Below are 15,520 nucleotides of genomic sequence, written 5' to 3' on the forward strand. Positions count from 1 at the left end.
TCGAAGTTAGGTGCGCAAGACAGCTTCGATCCGGCGCGAAATGTTCAAAAGGATCCGATCCTTTGCTAAGGGGGCGTCCAGCTCAAGGCCAATAGGCAGCCCGGCGCGAGACAAGCCAGCAGGAAGGCTGATACCCGGTAGTCCGACACTGCTCGCTGACACGGTGTGGTTCGCCAAAGCGAGGTAGCTGACCTCCTGCCCCGCGATATGGAGCGTCGTCTGCTCCTCGATCAATGGCGCCGTGCAGGGCGTGGTCGGTTGCAGAATAGCCAGCGCTCCATGTGAGACGAACGCCCTGTTGAGGCGGCGCTGGATTTCCGGTCGGCTCACGTTCAGCGCCGTCTGATAGTCCTCAGCCGAGGTAGCGGCTGCACCGCCAGGCAGTACGATGTGCCCCCACGTTTGGCGAAGCTGAGGCTTGAGGCTCTCGTAGATCGCCTCGAACGTGGTCGGAATGTCGTGGCGGCGAAGGAATCCGGAAATCGCGCCCATCGTCTCATAAGCGAAGATGCCCCATGTCGAGGTTTGAATGAGGGCATTGAAATCGTCGCCGAGGTCTACCTCCACGATCTCGGCGCCCGCGTCTTGCAGCCGCCGAACCACCTCGCGGAAGCGGATCTCGACTTCCGAGTCTAGCAGATCCAGGAACTGGCGCGGCGCGAAGGCCAGTCGGGCTCCCTTCAGGCCGTAGCCGCGGGCGAAAGACTCTGCTGCCTGTTCACCAGTCACGACCTGATCCACCAGAATGCAGTCCTGGACGCTTCGGGCGAATGCGCCCGTCGTGTCAAGCGTGTGGGAGATCGGTGCAACGCCGGTGCGCGGCCAACGCCCGGTGGTTGGCTTGAATCCTACGACGCCACAAAACGATGCGGGCACCCGGATCGAGCCGACTGTATCCCCACCCAAGGAGGCGGGTACGATTCCGGCTGCGACGGATGCGGCGGAGCCGCTTGAGGAGCCGCCTGTTACGCGATCGCGGGCGTGCGGATTCTTCACTTGACCGTAGCGCTCATTGTGGCCGGTCAGTCCGTAGGACATCTCCACCAGATTGTTCTTGCCGAAGACGATGGCGCCCGCTTCCTTGATTGCACGGACGGCATCGGCGTCTTCCCGTGGAATGAAGTGAGCCAAGCTATCGAGGCCCAGGCTCGTTGGCAGCCCTTTTGTCAGATAGCTGTCTTTGACCCCCAGTGGGACACCGAGGAGCGGTGCCGCCAAGCCGGCCGCATGCGCTTTGTCGGCATCCCTCGCGGCCTCGAGCACGGCATCCTCGTTGATAGTCGTGAAGGCATTGAGTTCGGCAAGCGCTCGGGCGTGCTGCAAAAGCGCCGCGGTGTAGGACTCTGAAGTGATATCGCCGTTCCGAACGGCTGCTGCAGCGTCTCCGAGCCCAAGCGAGGTGAGATCTGTGGTTTCTTGCAATGCAATCTGAGTGACGCTCGTGGGGTACATGAAATCCTCGCAAAGGAGCTGATTGCGGCACTCCGCTGTCGCTGAACAGCGACCCAGCTCAATGCCATTACGATGATAATATTACATTACGATCGTACTTCAATCGCTGTTTTGCGGCTTTGCCGGACACATGTGCGTGAGGACCGTCGCGACAAATGACCGTGAGCGATGCACTGCTTTGGAGACACCCCCGATTCGCGCTGCCCCGGCGCTGCTGGCTTCATGCCGTACCGGCGGATCACGTTTGTCAGGCTGAGCAGAGGACCTCTGCTTGGCATCGACGGAGGTCCCGCTTGCCCAACAATTGGATCTAAACGCGGATTTGCCGGACAGTCTCGCTGCCGGTTCACTCTAGATGCCCGCTGTGGACGGGCTCCTCGGGTTTCCTATTCCAGGGTTCATCATTCCGCGAACTGAGCCCTCGACATTGACGTTGCAAATTCGCCGCTTGCAGGATGCGATCGTCCCTCCCAAGGCATCCACTCCCGCTCGCACACAGCGCGTTCAGTTCAGCCGACGTTCGTCGCCGGCAGATTTTCCTTGATCGGTCGGTGCACACGTCGTGCTCACGCCGCCTTCCAACTGATTGAAGAGATTGAACAATCTATCCAACCCATTCATGGGGAAGTTTGAGCTGGGGCCAGCCATCGAGAGTTAGCTAGATCAAGCTTCACACATCTCAGCGGCTGCTTTGCGCCGATATTGTTGAAAAAGTCGAAAATCAAATGACCTCAAAAATCTCGCAAATGCTGACTTTTGGACAACGCCACAGTTGGGATGGGCCGTAGCGCTGGTACGAACGGCCGTGGTCGTTTTTCTGAGATGCGACGAGGTCCCTCACGTCGTTGCGCACGAAACGCATGAGCGGCTCTAGAAAATTTCGTCCGCCGTCCCAAAAGGACTTTTTCAACAGTATCCGCCAACAGCGGGCATTCGGACAACAGCGCTTTTGACCTTAGCGGACATCAAGGGATCGCCACGCTTTACGGCGAGAGGGCGGCACGAGACCGTGAATCGGAGCTACACGGTCAATACATCCTCGATTCGGATCGGCGAAGCGCGCACACGTTTGCCGGTCGCGTGGAAGATGGCGTTGGCGATGGCGGGAGCCATGCCGACGAGCGCGATCTCTCCGAGGCCTTTGACGCCAAGCGCATTGACGTGTGGATCCAGCTCCTCGACAAAGTGCGCTTCGAGTTGCGGAATGTCGAGATTCACGGGCAAGAGGTAATCGGCCATGTGGGCGTTGACCGGGCGTCCGTCGCGCGAATCGAGGACCGTGCGCTCCATCAGCGCCATGCCCATACCGCCGACCATGCCGCCAATGCATTGGCTCCTCGCCAGTCGCGGATTAACGACGCGCCCAATACCATAGGCGCCGACAGCACGGCGCAGCCGGATTGTGCCGACGTCCGGATCCACAGCCACCTCCGCAAATACGGCTCCAAAGGCGTGCATCGAAAATCGGGCCGCGGCATCGGGATCGCGTTGAGACGAAGCGATTGCCTCGATGGGTCGGCCGCTTTGGGGGTGCTTTCCGGCTTCCTTTTGCACCGCAAGGCAGGCGGCACGGACCGCAGAGCCGACCGAGGCCATCGTCCATGAGCCACCATGGGAGGGAGCGGGCGGATAGTCAGATCGTCCCAGGCTGAAGCATACCCGTTCAACAGGCAGTCCTAGCGTCTCGGCAGCAACCTGCGTCATGGACGTGTAGGTGCCGGGGCCCATGTCGCTTGCCGCCACTTCAACTTCGGCCGTGCCGTCCGCGAGCAGCCGCGCCCGCGCACTCGCCGGCGCGTGGAAGGCCGGATAGCTCGCCGATGCGACACCCATGCCGACCAGCAGCCGGCCGTCGCGCATCGAACGTGGCTCGGGTGACCGTCGCGACCAGCCGAAACGTTCGGCGGCGAGGTCATAGCACTTCATGAGGGATCGGCTGGAGAAGGGCCTGTTCTCGCCCTCATCGATCGCCGGCTCGTTGCGGCGCCGCAGGTCTATCGGATCCATCCCGAGCTTGTACGACAATTCATCCACGGCACATTCGAGCGCGAATACACCGCTGGCCTCGCCAGGACCGCGCATATGGTTGGGGGTGCCGATATCGAGTGGCAGCAGCCGGTAGCGGGTCCGCACGTTCGGCGTGGAGTACAGGAAGGTCGTGACTGACGTCAGAGCCTCCATGAACTCTTCGTAGCGGCTCGTCTCTCCGGTGCCTTCATGAACAATGCAGGTGAGCTTGCCATCCACTGTGGCTCCGAGGGCCATCCGCTGCAAGGTGCGGGGGCGATGGCCCGTCATGAAGAACATCTGCTTGCGCGTGAGCACGAGCTTGACGGGGCGCGCCACTTGCCGCGCTGCCATGGCTGCAAGCGTCACGTGCGGCCACGTCCTGAGCGTCGTGCCGAAGGCGCCTCCGATAAACGGACAGATGACCTGTACGTTTTCGGACGGCAGGCCGAAGACGGCCGCGACCTCGGCCTGTTCGTTGACGACGAACTGGCTCTTGCTCCACAGCGTCAGCCGATTGCCATTCCAGGCCGCGACGGTGGCATGTGGCTCCATTGGATTGTGGTTCTCGCGGGCGATTTCGTAGATCTCGTCGACCCTCATTGGCGCGTCCGCGAGAGCGCTGTCGGCACTGCCGCGCGCGGTGTCGGCCGGCAGCCTTGCATCTGGCTGCTTCCCGGCTTCCGGAACGACTGGCAGGGCTTGTGCATCGGCAGGATCAATGATCGGCCGCTCGGGTGTGTATGAGATATGTAGCGCGGCAGCGCCACGCTCCGCCTGCTCGATCGTGTCGGCGACGACGACCGCTACCGGTTGTCCATAGAAGCGCACGTGGTCATCCTGCAACACATGCAGCCGCTCCCCCGTGGCCGGATCGATGTAGCTCTTATGGGGTGCATATGGCAGGCGTGGCGCATTGCGATGCGTGATGACTGCAATGACGCCCGGCATCTTCTCAACCGGCCCCGTGTCGATGCCGGTCACGCGGCCGAGACCGACCGTGGCACCGACGATCACGGCGCAGGCCTGGCCGGGTTGGTTGAAGTCGGCGGCATATCGCGCGACGCCCGTGACCTTGGCGCGACCATCCACGCGCGGCAGCGGCTTCCCGATCACGTTCGTTGTCATGCGGCTTCTCCCGTCATTTCAAGAGCGCGGACAATGGTTCGGGGCAGGAGTTCGAGCTTGTAATGATTGCCCGACAGGGGACGGGCTCCTTCGATTGCCAACCGGGCGGCCGTTTCGAACACTTTGCGATCCGGCGTCTTGCCGATCAGCGCTTTCTCCACCGCGCCCAGGCGCCACGGCCGCGTGCCCACACCGCCTACAGCGAGCCGCGCCTGGCGGATTACTCCCCCACCAACGTCGAGTGCGGCGGCCGCGGACACCAGCGCGAACTCATAGGAGGCACGGTCGCGCACCTTGAGATAGCGCGCCCGCCGGCTGTATGGGCTACCAGGGACCCGCACCGTGAGGATGAGTTCGCCAGGCAGCAGGGTGTGTTCGAGATGGGGCGTATCGCCCGGCAAACGAAACAACTCCTCGACTGGAAAGGAACGCTCGCCCCGCGGTCCCCTCACCTGCATCGTAGCTTCGAGGGCGACCAGCACCACGGCGATGTCCGAAGGATGGGTTGCGACGCAATGATTGCTGGTACCGAAAATGGCGTGGCCGGCATTGAGGCCATTGATGGCGGCGCAACCGGAGCCTGGGCTGCGTTTGTTGCAGGATGCATCGAGCATCCGGAAATAGGGGCAGCGCGCACGCTGGAGCAGGTTGCCGCCGATCGAAGCCATGTTGCGCAACTGCGGCGAGGCGCCCTCAATCAGGCTTTCCGCGACGAGTGGATGCAGGCGTTGTACATCGGGATGAGCTGCGACATCGGCCATGCGGGCGAGCGCGCCGATCACGAGATCGGAGCCCTCGATGCGAATGTCGGACAGCGGGAGCGTGTTGATGTCGACGAGGTGTTCCGGCCGCTCCACCTCTTCCCGCATCAGGTCAATCAACGTCGTACCGCCGGCGATAAAACGCCGGCCGGACGACGCGGCGGCGATAGCGCCTTGGATGGAGGTAGCCTTCTCGATCGTGAATGGAAGCATGGTCAGGCCCTTTTGGCAGCGTCTGCGACCGCGGCGACGATCCCCGGGTAGGCCCCGCAACGGCAGATATTGCCGCTCATCCAGAACCTGATTTCATCCGGCGTCCCCGCATGACCTTCCGCGATGCAGCCTATTCCCGACATGATCTGTCCAGGGGTGCAGAAGCCGCACTGCAAACCATCGTGCTCGACAAATGCAGTCTGAAGCGGATGAAGCTCGCCATTCGCTTCAAGGCCCTCGATCGTCCTGATCTGAGCCCCGTCATGCATCGCCGCCAATGTCAGGCAGGAGACGACCCGCCTGTCGTTCAGAAGCACCGTGCAGGCGCCGCAGGCGCCCTGGTTGCAGCCTTTCTTCGTGCCGGTGAGGTCGAGCGTTTCGCGTAGCACATCGAGCAGTGAACGGCGGGGATCCAGGTCAAGCTCATGCGGCTTTCCGTTGACGACCAGGCGGACCCTTCCCGTGGATGCGGTGGGAGGCCGTTCAGATATGGATTGTGCGGTCGGTGCGGCCGCGAGAGCGGCCACGCCTCCGACCGTAAGCAGGATCGCACGCCGCGATAATCCGCCACAGTTTTGTTCGATCTGGACGGCATCGTCGCTGAATGGCTTCTCGCTTTTCATGGTCGTCTGCTCGCCTGTTTATGAGGTGATGATCGTTCTCTGATTGCGACAGGATGGCCCACAATTCGACGCTCGGAAGCGGATCGGATGGTGCTGCGCGCTGCCGTATCAAGCGCAGCCAGCCTTCGCCTCAGATGAGCATCGTGAGTTAAGCATTGTGCGACGGCACGTACCGTTCGGATTTTGCGGCGACTATCGCGGTGTTGCGATGAATTGCACCGGCACTACAGAGAGCGTCGGAACCCCGAGGGGGTCACTCCGACAATCGTACGGAAAGCCGCCGTGAAGGCTGATGGCGTCTCGTAACCGACTGCAAGCGCGACCTGCGTGATACTCAGATCTGAATGGGTGAGAAGCTCGCGGGCGCGGCACATGCGTTGCGCGGTCAACCATGCATGCGGGGTATGGCCGGTCGACTGCCGAAAAGCCGTGCAGAAGTGAAAGCGGCTTAGGCCGACGAGAGCGGCGAGTTCATTGAGCCCGATATGCTGTTCGAGATTCTCGCGCATGTACGTCGTAACACGCCGCACCTGCCAGTCAGCAAGGCCCCCCTTTCTGACGGGAGCAGGCAGGCCGCCAAATGATGAATGCTCCCGGATCAGCCGCGCGCAGAGAAGGTCGATCGCCTGCTCCACGAACAGACGGGACGATGCACTGTCCCGCGTCGCCTCGTGACTCAGAATTTCAAGCAGCCCCGCCGCCGCTGGATCGGCAAAAGCGACACGCGGAAGAATTTCGACACGTCCCCCATTCGCAATCTCGTCGGCGCATGCCTGGAGGCGTTCCTGAGTGAGATAGACGTGCGAGACGACCACCGGGCCAGCAATATTCCAGTAGCCGTCAACGCCTTTCGGAATGAGAGTGAAAGCTTTCGCGTTGGTTCTGGAAGTCAAACGCTTGTTTTCAATCCGCCAGGATATCTCGTGCTGTCCTTCGTAGCAGCCGACGGCGACGTGCCCAGCAACGCCCCGCATGTAATCTTCTTGCAACCCGCCATGCGCCCATTTCGAGGTCAGACGCGTATCGCCGTGCAAAACCTCGGGCACCAGTACCGGTGGCTCGTCCAAGATGCGGGCCATCTCAATAGCGGCATCGGGGCCTGAGTGGTCCGCTCCAGCTCGGCGCACGCCGTGTGGATTCGGCGCAGCCCTGCTTCGGGAACGGAGCAGCCGCTGGTTCAAACTGTCGCCCTCCTCGAAGTGCTAAATTGCAATACCAATATGCAAAAAGACCCGGCGATTTGGTAGAAAAACATCCGCGACCGCTGGTAGGTGCCGTCCGTCGTCTGCCCATTAAATTGGTCAGCACATTGCGGTTCGGCGGCATAAGACCTCATGACGCGGTAGCTCCCTAGGCTACCCGAGTTTCGAATGACCCGCCGGCTGAATATGCACAGGATTTCGCCGCTCTCGACCCGGCACGGCACCTTATTACCGCCGCGACCGTCTCCATCTGACGAAGAATCATAAGCACTTTCACGCGGCGCTGGGCCTTTCCTATCTACCAATGACGGGCTTGGCGGACGAGTCAGGCGCACCCCTAGCTTGGAACGGTGGTGTGCCGGGCTCCTGACCACTTTGCGAACGAGTGCTCATGTTCCGGAATCGATAAATCAAAAGCGAGCCTGCTCGTCGGGCCCACTACCGCCAAATAGCTACCGTTTCTGGCAGGACTGCCTTAGGACTTTTCGTCGAACGTCCGCTTCGCGTCGATTGTGTTGAAGAAGTCGGCGACCCAAACGATTTGGGATGTTGCAAGGAATCAGAGCGCGCGTGAGTTTGTTTGCTGTCAGGTCGGCATTGGGGCAGGCAGCGGGATCAACTTTGCCAGCTTTCGGAGGTTCTGGGCGGTGGCAGCGAGGAGGAACTCGTCTTGAGCGCCAAATGGACCTCTCAGCCTGAGTCGGTCGAGGCGCAGGATGCGCTTGAGATGTGCAAACAGCATCTCGATCTTCTTACGTTGACGCCGCGACGTCACGTAGGCCTCAGTCTTGGCGATATCGCGCGCGACGTCTCGGGCGTTCTCGTAGATTGAACGTGGGACCTTGCGGGCGGGCATCTTCGGACAGCAACGAGACTTAAGCTCGCAGGCGTCGCAGTCATATTTGCTGGCGCGATAGAGCAGTGTTGCCCCATCGTTCACCAGAGTTCCGGTTGAGGTCAGCGCGTTGCCGCCTGGACAGACGTAGATATCGGCTTCCTGATTGTAGGCGAAGTCTCCACGCGAGAACGTCCCATCGTCGCGGGCCGACTTGTCGAACACCGGAATGTGCGGCTCGATCGCGCGCTCGTTGACCAGCCACCCCAGCATCTCGGCTGAGCCGTAAGCACTGTCGGCGGCCAGGCGCTCGGGACACAGCCCGAGGCAATTTTCGGTGCGCTCAATCATTGTGCGGGCCGCACCGACCTCCGCCTGCCGGATAGCTCGCGTCGCCTCGACATCGACAATAATCGCCGCCTTTAGGTCGATCAGGTAGTTGTCGGCGTAGGCAAAGAAGGCATGCCCTTTGTGAGCGCCGGTCCATTGGGCAGCCGGATCCGACCTAGAGATGAACTTCGGTACCGTCTCGCTGGCTGCGCCCCAGGCAGCCTCATCCAGGGTATCGAGATATTCCCGGACGGATCGGCGCGTCCTGGCGACGGCCTCCCAGTCGACATCATCAGACCCGGCAGAAGAGCGCTGCTTGTTGGCATCGGCAGCAATCAGGCTGGCGTCGACAGCAAAGGCCGTCCCATCAACCAGCCCTTCTGCCATGCAGCGTCGGACCACGGTCTCGAACAGCTTGCGCAGCAGATCGCAATCGCGGAAGCGGCCATGCCTATTCTTGGAGAAGGTCGAATGGTCCGGCACCTCGCCATCGAGGCCGAGCCGGCAGAACCAGCGGTAGGCGAGGTTCAGGTGCACCTCCTCGCACAACCGCCGTTCGGAGCGAATGCCATAACAGTAGCCGACCAGCAGCATCCGGACGAGCAGTTCGGGATCAATCGAAGGCCGGCCGGTCGAGCTATAAAATGGCGCAAGATGGCCCCGAACCTCTGACAAATCGACGAACCGGTCGATTGCCCTCAGCAAGTGAGCGGCCGGAACATGTCGCTCAAGCGAGAACTCGTAAAACAGTGCCGCCTGATCGACCAGCCCAGGACCCATCATCGATTCAAGTCTCCACCCACCAAGGGGAAATGAATCAGCGATCTCCTTCGGCTTCAACAGTCGAGTTTTTCAACACAATCCGTCATGAGCGGCCAGTCGCAAATCGAATAATAACGAGTCTGCTTTTCACTCAGAAGCGGCCATCGCCCGCCCTGATTAGCCATGTTCGAGAAGTGCCGTAACAAGCTACCGACCTATTCGATTAGCTCATCAGCGAAAGCATGCATGCTTACTTCGGCCTTTTCTTCATCTGCTCCGGCACAAGCGCCTCGGGAAGAAAGATCGGCTTGTCGGATGGCCACCAGGGCATCAGCTGGGGATGATAGCCTTCCGGATAGTATTTCTGCGGGGAGATTTCCGCGTCACGAATGGATTGCGACTGTACCTCACGGCGCGTTGTTGGCGGCAGCGGCATGATCAGCCCGCCCGATGTCGAGACGTCGAACTGGGGCGGCGCCATGTTTGGATACTTGGGCACTACGCCATCCCGTACCCAGATTTTGTCCTTGGTCATGTTCACGACTACCATGTCCGGCGCACCAAACTGGAACGGACCCTTCCAATGGTGGCGCACTTCTGCCACGAGTTCCGGCATCACGTACTCGTCGTAAGATACGTGAGTTGCCATCGCGAGGCGCGGCTTCACTTCATTGTAGAGGTACCCAGCGGCGTAGGCGGGATTATGCCAGCCATCAATGGTAGTGCGCGAAGTCAGGGGCATGGTGCCTGACACCGAAGAGCTGATGGCCACCGTCTCCGGCTGAATCTCGGTGATCAGCAGGTCGCAACCCTTGGCGTACGTTATTGTCAGCGAATTGGGGCGACCGTCTCCGGTGAACGCGACACACATGCCGTTCCAATCAAGACGATACGCCGAGGCGCCATCGCTCCCATGGGATTGCTGCCAGTGGGTGATCCTTACACCGTTCTTTTCGTAGGCCACGCCGCCGTCATTCTTGTAGTCAAATTCGTTGACTTCGATGTCATAGCCTTTGCCAATCGGGCTACCGGCACTGAAGTTCTCCATGTGCCAAAACAACATCTCCTTCATATGATACACCATATGATTGATGCCGTGTTTCGGAGTCCGTCCGGAGGGGCCATTGATCCGGAAGGTTTCGTGCCAGCGGCCACCCCAGGCGCCAAACACGAAGGCATACGGCACGGAAGCGAAATGATCCCAATGCAGATGGGTGATGAAGATGTCGTTGATCTGGTTCAGAGGTACGCGGGAGGCCAAATAGTTGGCGATGGAGCCGGGGCCAAAATCGAAGATGAAGCGGTCGCCATTGCCTAGCTCGACATAGATCGACGTGCCCATTTGGCCCGGTCGTGGCAAGGGCGAACTCCCCATGAAGGTCACGCGGATTTCTTCCGGCTGCACCTCTTCCGTGCCGGGGGTCCAGTTGGCAGCGCTCTTCAGCCACGGCATCGGTGCGATGCCGTCAAACATGAGCCCTTCCTTCCAGCGTCCGAGTGGTCGGCCGGCCGTGGCGATATCCTGCAAGATCTTCGGGTCTGCCTGAAACCCCTTCTTCTCAAGCTCCTGCAACTGCTCTGGGGTCATCGAGAGGCTGGGCACCTGTGCAGGAGATACCGACTTTAGACTGATCATCGCCACGACTATCAGAATTGTCCGCGCCGGGATTTTCATTTATTCTCTCCCTTCGTGATGGCACTCAGTCAGAAACGGAAGAAACCCCGGAGAGTACTGCGGGCTAAGTCGACCGCTTCCCATCGAAAACTACTTTGTCTCCCGCGCCGTCGCGACGACAGGAGGAGGCGCCCACTTCTGCTCGATGATCTCGGCGCCGGGCATGTAGGTCCGCAGGATCAGAAAAAATGCGCCGTTCTGTGTGCTCGGCAGCCAGTTGGACTCCTTGTCCTTTCCCGGTGAGGTGCGCTGGATGTAGAGGGTCAAGCCGCCGTCGGCGTCCTTCTTCAAGCCTTTGGTGCGATCGCCTATTGAATAGCGATTGAGTGGGTTGTCCGTGAAGTTGAAGGTCTGGTCATACATCGTGAGCGACCAGAAGGCGTTGACCTTCGGCAGTTGGCCGGGGGCGAACCGGATCGTGTAGTTCTTCCCGCTATCGAAGGTATGTCCTGCGCCGTCCTTCGTCGTGTTGTAGTAAACGGTTTCCTCCAGCTCATTGGAGAGGATGCCGCCCATCGCCTGTATCGAGGCACGCAGCAGAAAATCGTCCACGAGCCCGGCGCGCCCTAAAGTGCGAGGCGGAATGTTCCAGTTATTGACCTGCCTGCCGAGTTGGCCCGAATCGATGGCGGCTTTGATTAATCGTCGGCCATCGACTGCGGCGCGTGTGAGTCCGCGCTTGGTCGCGTCGTCCATTTGATCGATGTCCTGCCCGGGACCGACGCCAATCCTTGCGAACAGTCCGACCAACTTGTCCAGGCGCGCTTCGGGCGGATTCTCGGTCATCGCGCGGTTCATGGTCCGCCACTCGGCGCGTGGATCGGTTTTCGGATCGAAGGGTTGCCAGACGTCGCGGCTCGCCGGCAGCATGGCGTCCTTCTTTCCCCATAGGCTGAGCGGAATCAGGGAGTACTGATCCTGCAGCGCATTGACCGTCTTCGCATCGGCCGGGCCGTCGATCAGCGTCCGTGCGAAGATCAGCACGGTCGGTGTCAGCGACGGAGCCAATGCGTTAACCCCCTCCGGCAGTTCGCCCTTCCAGCCGGGGCCGACGATGGCGAAGCTTCCAGCCCTGCCGCCCGTGGTGCGTTTGCCAACGTAGGCAAAATTGTCCGAGTCCACGCCCGCCAATTCAAATGCGAAGTAGCGGTCGCCCATGTCCGGATGTGAAAGGATCAGCGGCTCCTTTCCGACGTCGAGCCAGGCCGTCGAATAAAGCGTGTCCTGATTGGGCGAACCGCCGCCCCGATAGGACGCATCTGCCAGCGCTCTCACATGGCTGAAATGATTGATGGGTGCATACAGCGGTAATTCGCTAGAGGACTTGGGCCGGGTGACCCAATCCGCCCGCAGGCTTGGTAGATATACGTAAGGAAAGCCGAAGATATAGGCCTGTACACCCAGCGTGTAGGCGTACTGCTCCCGCCAATCGATCTTGCCGGCCGCTTGCACATCCGTTGCTTCTGCTCCAGGGCGTGCGGTCTGCGCCAATGCTAAGGAACCGAAAAGCGTTACAGCCAAGATCGTTATCAGCAGCAGGGCCACTCGTCTTGCTTTTGCAATCATGTTCCCTCCGCAAAGCCGTAGCCCGGTCAGGCGCCTCACAATCAGCCCTGTGAGGTGAAGGCTATCGGTCAACACCGTCGCTGCAGTAGGCGAAAGCAAACGGCAGCGCAGATACTTCGCTTGCACAACATGGACAAAGGCGGGCCATTACGTCCGTCAGCTTCGGCCAACGACGAACATGCAGTCTTGCAGGTATTCGCCCGGATGCATCAACGCATGACTCTTCGGGAATATCAGCGCCTGCCGACTCGATTTACCGGACCGCCACGATTCATCGGCGTTCCTGCCCGCACTCCGACACCAGGGGCACCGAGGCCGGGAGTTACCACCGCTCGCGCGACAGGTCGCGGCCGCAGCACGACGCCGGGCCTCACGATGCATCCAGCCGGATACGAAACGTATTGGCAGTACACTACGGCACTGGCCGGTACACTGCCTGCGGCCATGAACCCAGTGCTCAGTAGCGCCGATAATGCGAACCGAATCTTCATCCTGACCTCCTCTGTTTCGCCGACTGATTTAGCCGGAGCCTTTCTCGGTCACTGCTTTTTCTTAATGCCCTTCTCGGGTTCGCAAGCCCTAAAGACTTCGAAGACTTTTCGGCAACGCGTTGCTAACTGAGCGCAGAGTTGGCTTTAGAAGATCGATATAACTGTCGCGATCCGCGTACATGGGCCTCGCAAGATCAATAAGCCCGCAGGAATAGATTAAACTTCTTAGCGGTCTTGAGTTACCTTTCGCCTTGGCCGAGTTTGCGTCGAAGGAGACCAAATAGCAAATGGTGCTTCATAGCTGGGTCAGCGCGATGCTTGCGGACCGCGGTTTGCCGCCAATCTGCACGGCCTCAATGGTGCAATGCCAGAGGGCCTGGCTCAATCGGTCTTCACTAAGTGGCTTTCGAGCAACATCAAAGCGCGACGTTTCCGCCAATCCGTTTTTGCATTGCACTGACATGCGGTCAGGCATTCAATCCATGTCCAGACATAACTCGCTGCGGGGGATGCGACATGGCACATGGGAAATCCCAGCTAAGGACAGGTCGCTGGCTCATGCATGCCGGTCTCGGCGCCGCCGCGCTGACGGTCGGCACGCTGTCCGGGCCGGTTCATGCCGATCAAGCCGGGGTATCGTACTGGGTCCCCGGCCGCTTCGGCAGCCTCGCAGCAGCGCCGACCGTGCCCGGCTGGTCGATGGCGGAGGTGTATTATCACACCACTGTCGGGGCGTCGGGCGCTGCGGCGGCTGCAAGAGAAATTCAGATCGGCAGAATCCCGGCGACGGTCAATGTCGATCTGAATGTGAACCTGAAGGCGCAGGCCGACCTCATTCTGCTCAATCCCACTTACACCTTCGGAACGCCTGTTTTGGGCGGACAGTTGGCCATTGGCGTAACTGGCTTGTTCGGGCGGTCGAGCGCCAGCATCGATGGGACGCTGACGGCGGCGGTCGGACCCCTTTTCGCGACTCGAACTGGCTTCCTAGGAGATTCGATCACTTCCGTCGGTGACCTCTATCCGCAGGCGACGTTGAAGTGGAACGCCGGCGTGCACAACTTCATGACCTATGTAACGGGCGACATCCCCGTCGGCGCCTACGATTCCAGCCGCCTTGCCAATCTCGGCATCGGTCACGCCGCCATCGATGGCGGCGGCGGCTACACCTACTTCAATCCAGCAACGGGGCATGAATTCTCGGCGGTCGCGGGTTTTACCTATAATTTCAAGAACAAGGATACGAATTACCAGAACGGCATCGATTTCCACATCGATTGGGGTGCTTCGAAGTTTCTGTCGAAGCAGGTGTTCGTAGGTCTTGTGGGGTATGGATATCAACAGATCACGGACGACTTCGGCGCCCATCCGATCCTGGGCGGCTTCCGGTCGCGTGTTCTGGGAATCGGGCCGCAGATCGGGTTCCTGTTTCCGGTAGGCGACATGCAGGGTTATCTTAACCTGAAAGGTTACGGCGAGTTTGAAGCCGCCAACCGGCCATCAGGTTGGAATACCTGGCTGACATTCTCGATCTCGCCGATGGCGCCCACCAGCACTGTGGCCCCCACCCGCCGGATCGCTACCAAGTAATGGACCATATGGCGTTCTCGGACGGAGGCGCCGGTTACGGCAACTCCGGAAACGGTAGCATGCCTGACCATATAGAGCTCTGCGCGCTTCCCAGCGGTTTCGGGAAGGCCTAACATCGCGATAGCTCGAAATTTATTAAAGCCAATTCTTAGGGGCACCTATGATGATCCGTTTGCCTTCGATTTCCGCAGCCACACTTGCCGCCATTTGTGCCGCAAGCATGTTTGCAACCACGGTGGCCGCGGAGGATGTGACGACGGACATCGGCACGTTCAGCAAAGAGACTGCCGATAAGGTGTTTCCGACGAAGCCGCCTTATTCACCCTATGCCGGGCGCAATTTTCCGTCGCGGCCCTACTTCGGCGATACGCACACACACACCTCGTACTCGATGGACGCGGGCGCGTTCGGCGCGCGCCTGGGTCCAAAGGACGCTTACCGCTTTGCCAAGGGCGAGGAAGTAATTGCTTCAAGCGGTCAACGCGCCAAACTTTCGCGACCGCTGGATTTCATGGTGGTCGCGGATCATTCGGACGGCATGGGCTTTTTCCCGCAATTGATGGGGGGCGACCCAGTCCTGTTGGCGACGCCGCAGGGTCGGAAATGGTTCGACGAAATCAGTACCGGTAAAGGTGCGCAGGCGGCCGTTGATATCATCACCAGCTTCGGCAGGGGCCAACTGCCCAAGGGATTCCCCACGCCGGGGACGCCGGCCTATCGCAGCGCCTGGCGCGAAACGATCAAGGCCGCCGACGAAGCCAATGAGCCCGGCCGATTCAGTGCTTTCATCGGTTATGAATGGACCTCGGGCGAGGGCGGCAACAACCTTCATCGCAACGTCATCTGGCGCGACAACGGAGCCAAGGCGAGCCTTGTCGAACCCTT

The 15,520-nt window shown here is 60.2% G+C and carries 11 protein-coding genes; 2 read left to right on the top strand and 9 right to left on the bottom strand.

Annotated features, from left to right (window positions below; all coding sequences use genetic code 11):
• Positions 1–6: 6 nt before the first annotated feature.
• The 9 genes from JQ558_RS34215 to JQ558_RS37665 all read right to left on the bottom strand — a co-directional run bounded on the left by JQ558_RS34215 (position 7) and on the right by JQ558_RS37665 (position 13,045).
• On the bottom strand, positions 7–1,452 hold the full coding sequence (locus tag JQ558_RS34215) for an amidase family protein (RefSeq protein WP_212215003.1): 1,446 nt from the start codon (positions 1,450–1,452) through the stop codon (positions 7–9).
• Positions 1,453–2,472: 1,020 nt separating this feature from the next.
• Positions 2,473–4,587 (bottom strand): xanthine dehydrogenase family protein molybdopterin-binding subunit, encoded by a 2,115-nt coding sequence (locus JQ558_RS34220; RefSeq protein ID WP_212215005.1) that lies wholly within the window; start codon positions 4,585–4,587, stop codon positions 2,473–2,475.
• Positions 4,584–5,561: a xanthine dehydrogenase family protein subunit M gene (locus tag JQ558_RS34225; protein WP_212215007.1), complete on the bottom strand. Its 978-nt coding sequence runs from the start codon at positions 5,559–5,561 to the stop codon at positions 4,584–4,586. Before JQ558_RS34225 ends, JQ558_RS34220 begins: the two co-directional genes overlap by 4 nt.
• A 2-nt stretch (positions 5,562–5,563) precedes the next feature.
• On the bottom strand, positions 5,564–6,184 hold the full coding sequence (locus JQ558_RS34230) for a (2Fe-2S)-binding protein (protein WP_212215009.1): 621 nt from the start codon (positions 6,182–6,184) through the stop codon (positions 5,564–5,566).
• A gap of 224 nt (positions 6,185–6,408) precedes the next feature.
• A complete protein-coding gene (locus JQ558_RS34235; protein ID WP_249119761.1) occupies positions 6,409–7,365 on the bottom strand; it encodes a helix-turn-helix domain-containing protein in 957 nt (318 codons plus the stop codon).
• Between the two features lie 607 nt (positions 7,366–7,972).
• Positions 7,973–9,334: a transposase gene (locus JQ558_RS34240; RefSeq protein WP_212215011.1), complete on the bottom strand. Its 1,362-nt coding sequence runs from the start codon at positions 9,332–9,334 to the stop codon at positions 7,973–7,975.
• Between the two features lie 229 nt (positions 9,335–9,563).
• Positions 9,564–10,988 (bottom strand): guanitoxin biosynthesis MBL fold metallo-hydrolase GntH, encoded by a 1,425-nt coding sequence (gntH, locus tag JQ558_RS34245; protein WP_212296460.1) that lies wholly within the window; start codon positions 10,986–10,988, stop codon positions 9,564–9,566.
• Positions 10,989–11,078: 90 nt separating this feature from the next.
• Positions 11,079–12,554 carry a DUF1254 domain-containing protein gene (locus JQ558_RS34250; protein WP_212296461.1) on the bottom strand — a complete coding sequence of 492 codons (1,476 nt, stop codon included), beginning with the start codon at positions 12,552–12,554 and terminating at the stop codon, positions 11,079–11,081.
• A gap of 233 nt (positions 12,555–12,787) precedes the next feature.
• On the bottom strand, positions 12,788–13,045 hold the full coding sequence (locus JQ558_RS37665; protein ID WP_249119800.1) for a hypothetical protein: 258 nt from the start codon (positions 13,043–13,045) through the stop codon (positions 12,788–12,790).
• A 558-nt stretch (positions 13,046–13,603) separates the two neighbouring features.
• On the opposite strand from JQ558_RS37665, the gene JQ558_RS34255 reads away from it, so the two are divergent.
• On the top strand, positions 13,604–14,635 hold the full coding sequence (locus tag JQ558_RS34255) for a transporter (protein ID WP_212215229.1): 1,032 nt from the start codon (positions 13,604–13,606) through the stop codon (positions 14,633–14,635).
• A gap of 160 nt (positions 14,636–14,795) precedes the next feature.
• The coding region (locus JQ558_RS34260; RefSeq protein ID WP_212296462.1) for a DUF3604 domain-containing protein at positions 14,796–15,520 on the top strand (725 nt) is incomplete at its 3' end.

This window comes from Bradyrhizobium sp. AUGA SZCCT0160, assembly GCF_018130105.1.
In the GTDB taxonomy this organism is placed as follows: domain Bacteria; phylum Pseudomonadota; class Alphaproteobacteria; order Rhizobiales; family Xanthobacteraceae; genus Bradyrhizobium.

Bases quoted from the DNA above. Each gene is read 5' to 3' on its own strand.
- JQ558_RS34215 (WP_212215003.1), bottom strand. From the start codon at position 1,452: ATGTACCCCACGAGCGTCACTCAGATTGCATTGCAAGAAACCACAGAT.
- JQ558_RS34220 (WP_212215005.1), bottom strand. From the start codon at position 4,587: ATGACAACGAACGTGATCGGGAAGCCGCTGCCGCGCGTGGATGGTCGC.
- JQ558_RS34225 (WP_212215007.1), bottom strand. From the start codon at position 5,561: ATGCTTCCATTCACGATCGAGAAGGCTACCTCCATCCAAGGCGCTATC.
- JQ558_RS34230 (WP_212215009.1), bottom strand. From the start codon at position 6,184: ATGAAAAGCGAGAAGCCATTCAGCGACGATGCCGTCCAGATCGAACAA.
- JQ558_RS34240 (WP_212215011.1), bottom strand. From the start codon at position 9,334: ATGATGGGTCCTGGGCTGGTCGATCAGGCGGCACTGTTTTACGAGTTC.
- gntH (WP_212296460.1), bottom strand. From the start codon at position 10,988: ATGAAAATCCCGGCGCGGACAATTCTGATAGTCGTGGCGATGATCAGT.
- JQ558_RS34250 (WP_212296461.1), bottom strand. From the start codon at position 12,554: ATGATTGCAAAAGCAAGACGAGTGGCCCTGCTGCTGATAACGATCTTG.
- JQ558_RS37665 (WP_249119800.1), bottom strand. From the start codon at position 13,045: ATGAAGATTCGGTTCGCATTATCGGCGCTACTGAGCACTGGGTTCATG.
- JQ558_RS34255 (WP_212215229.1), top strand. From the start codon at position 13,604: ATGCATGCCGGTCTCGGCGCCGCCGCGCTGACGGTCGGCACGCTGTCC.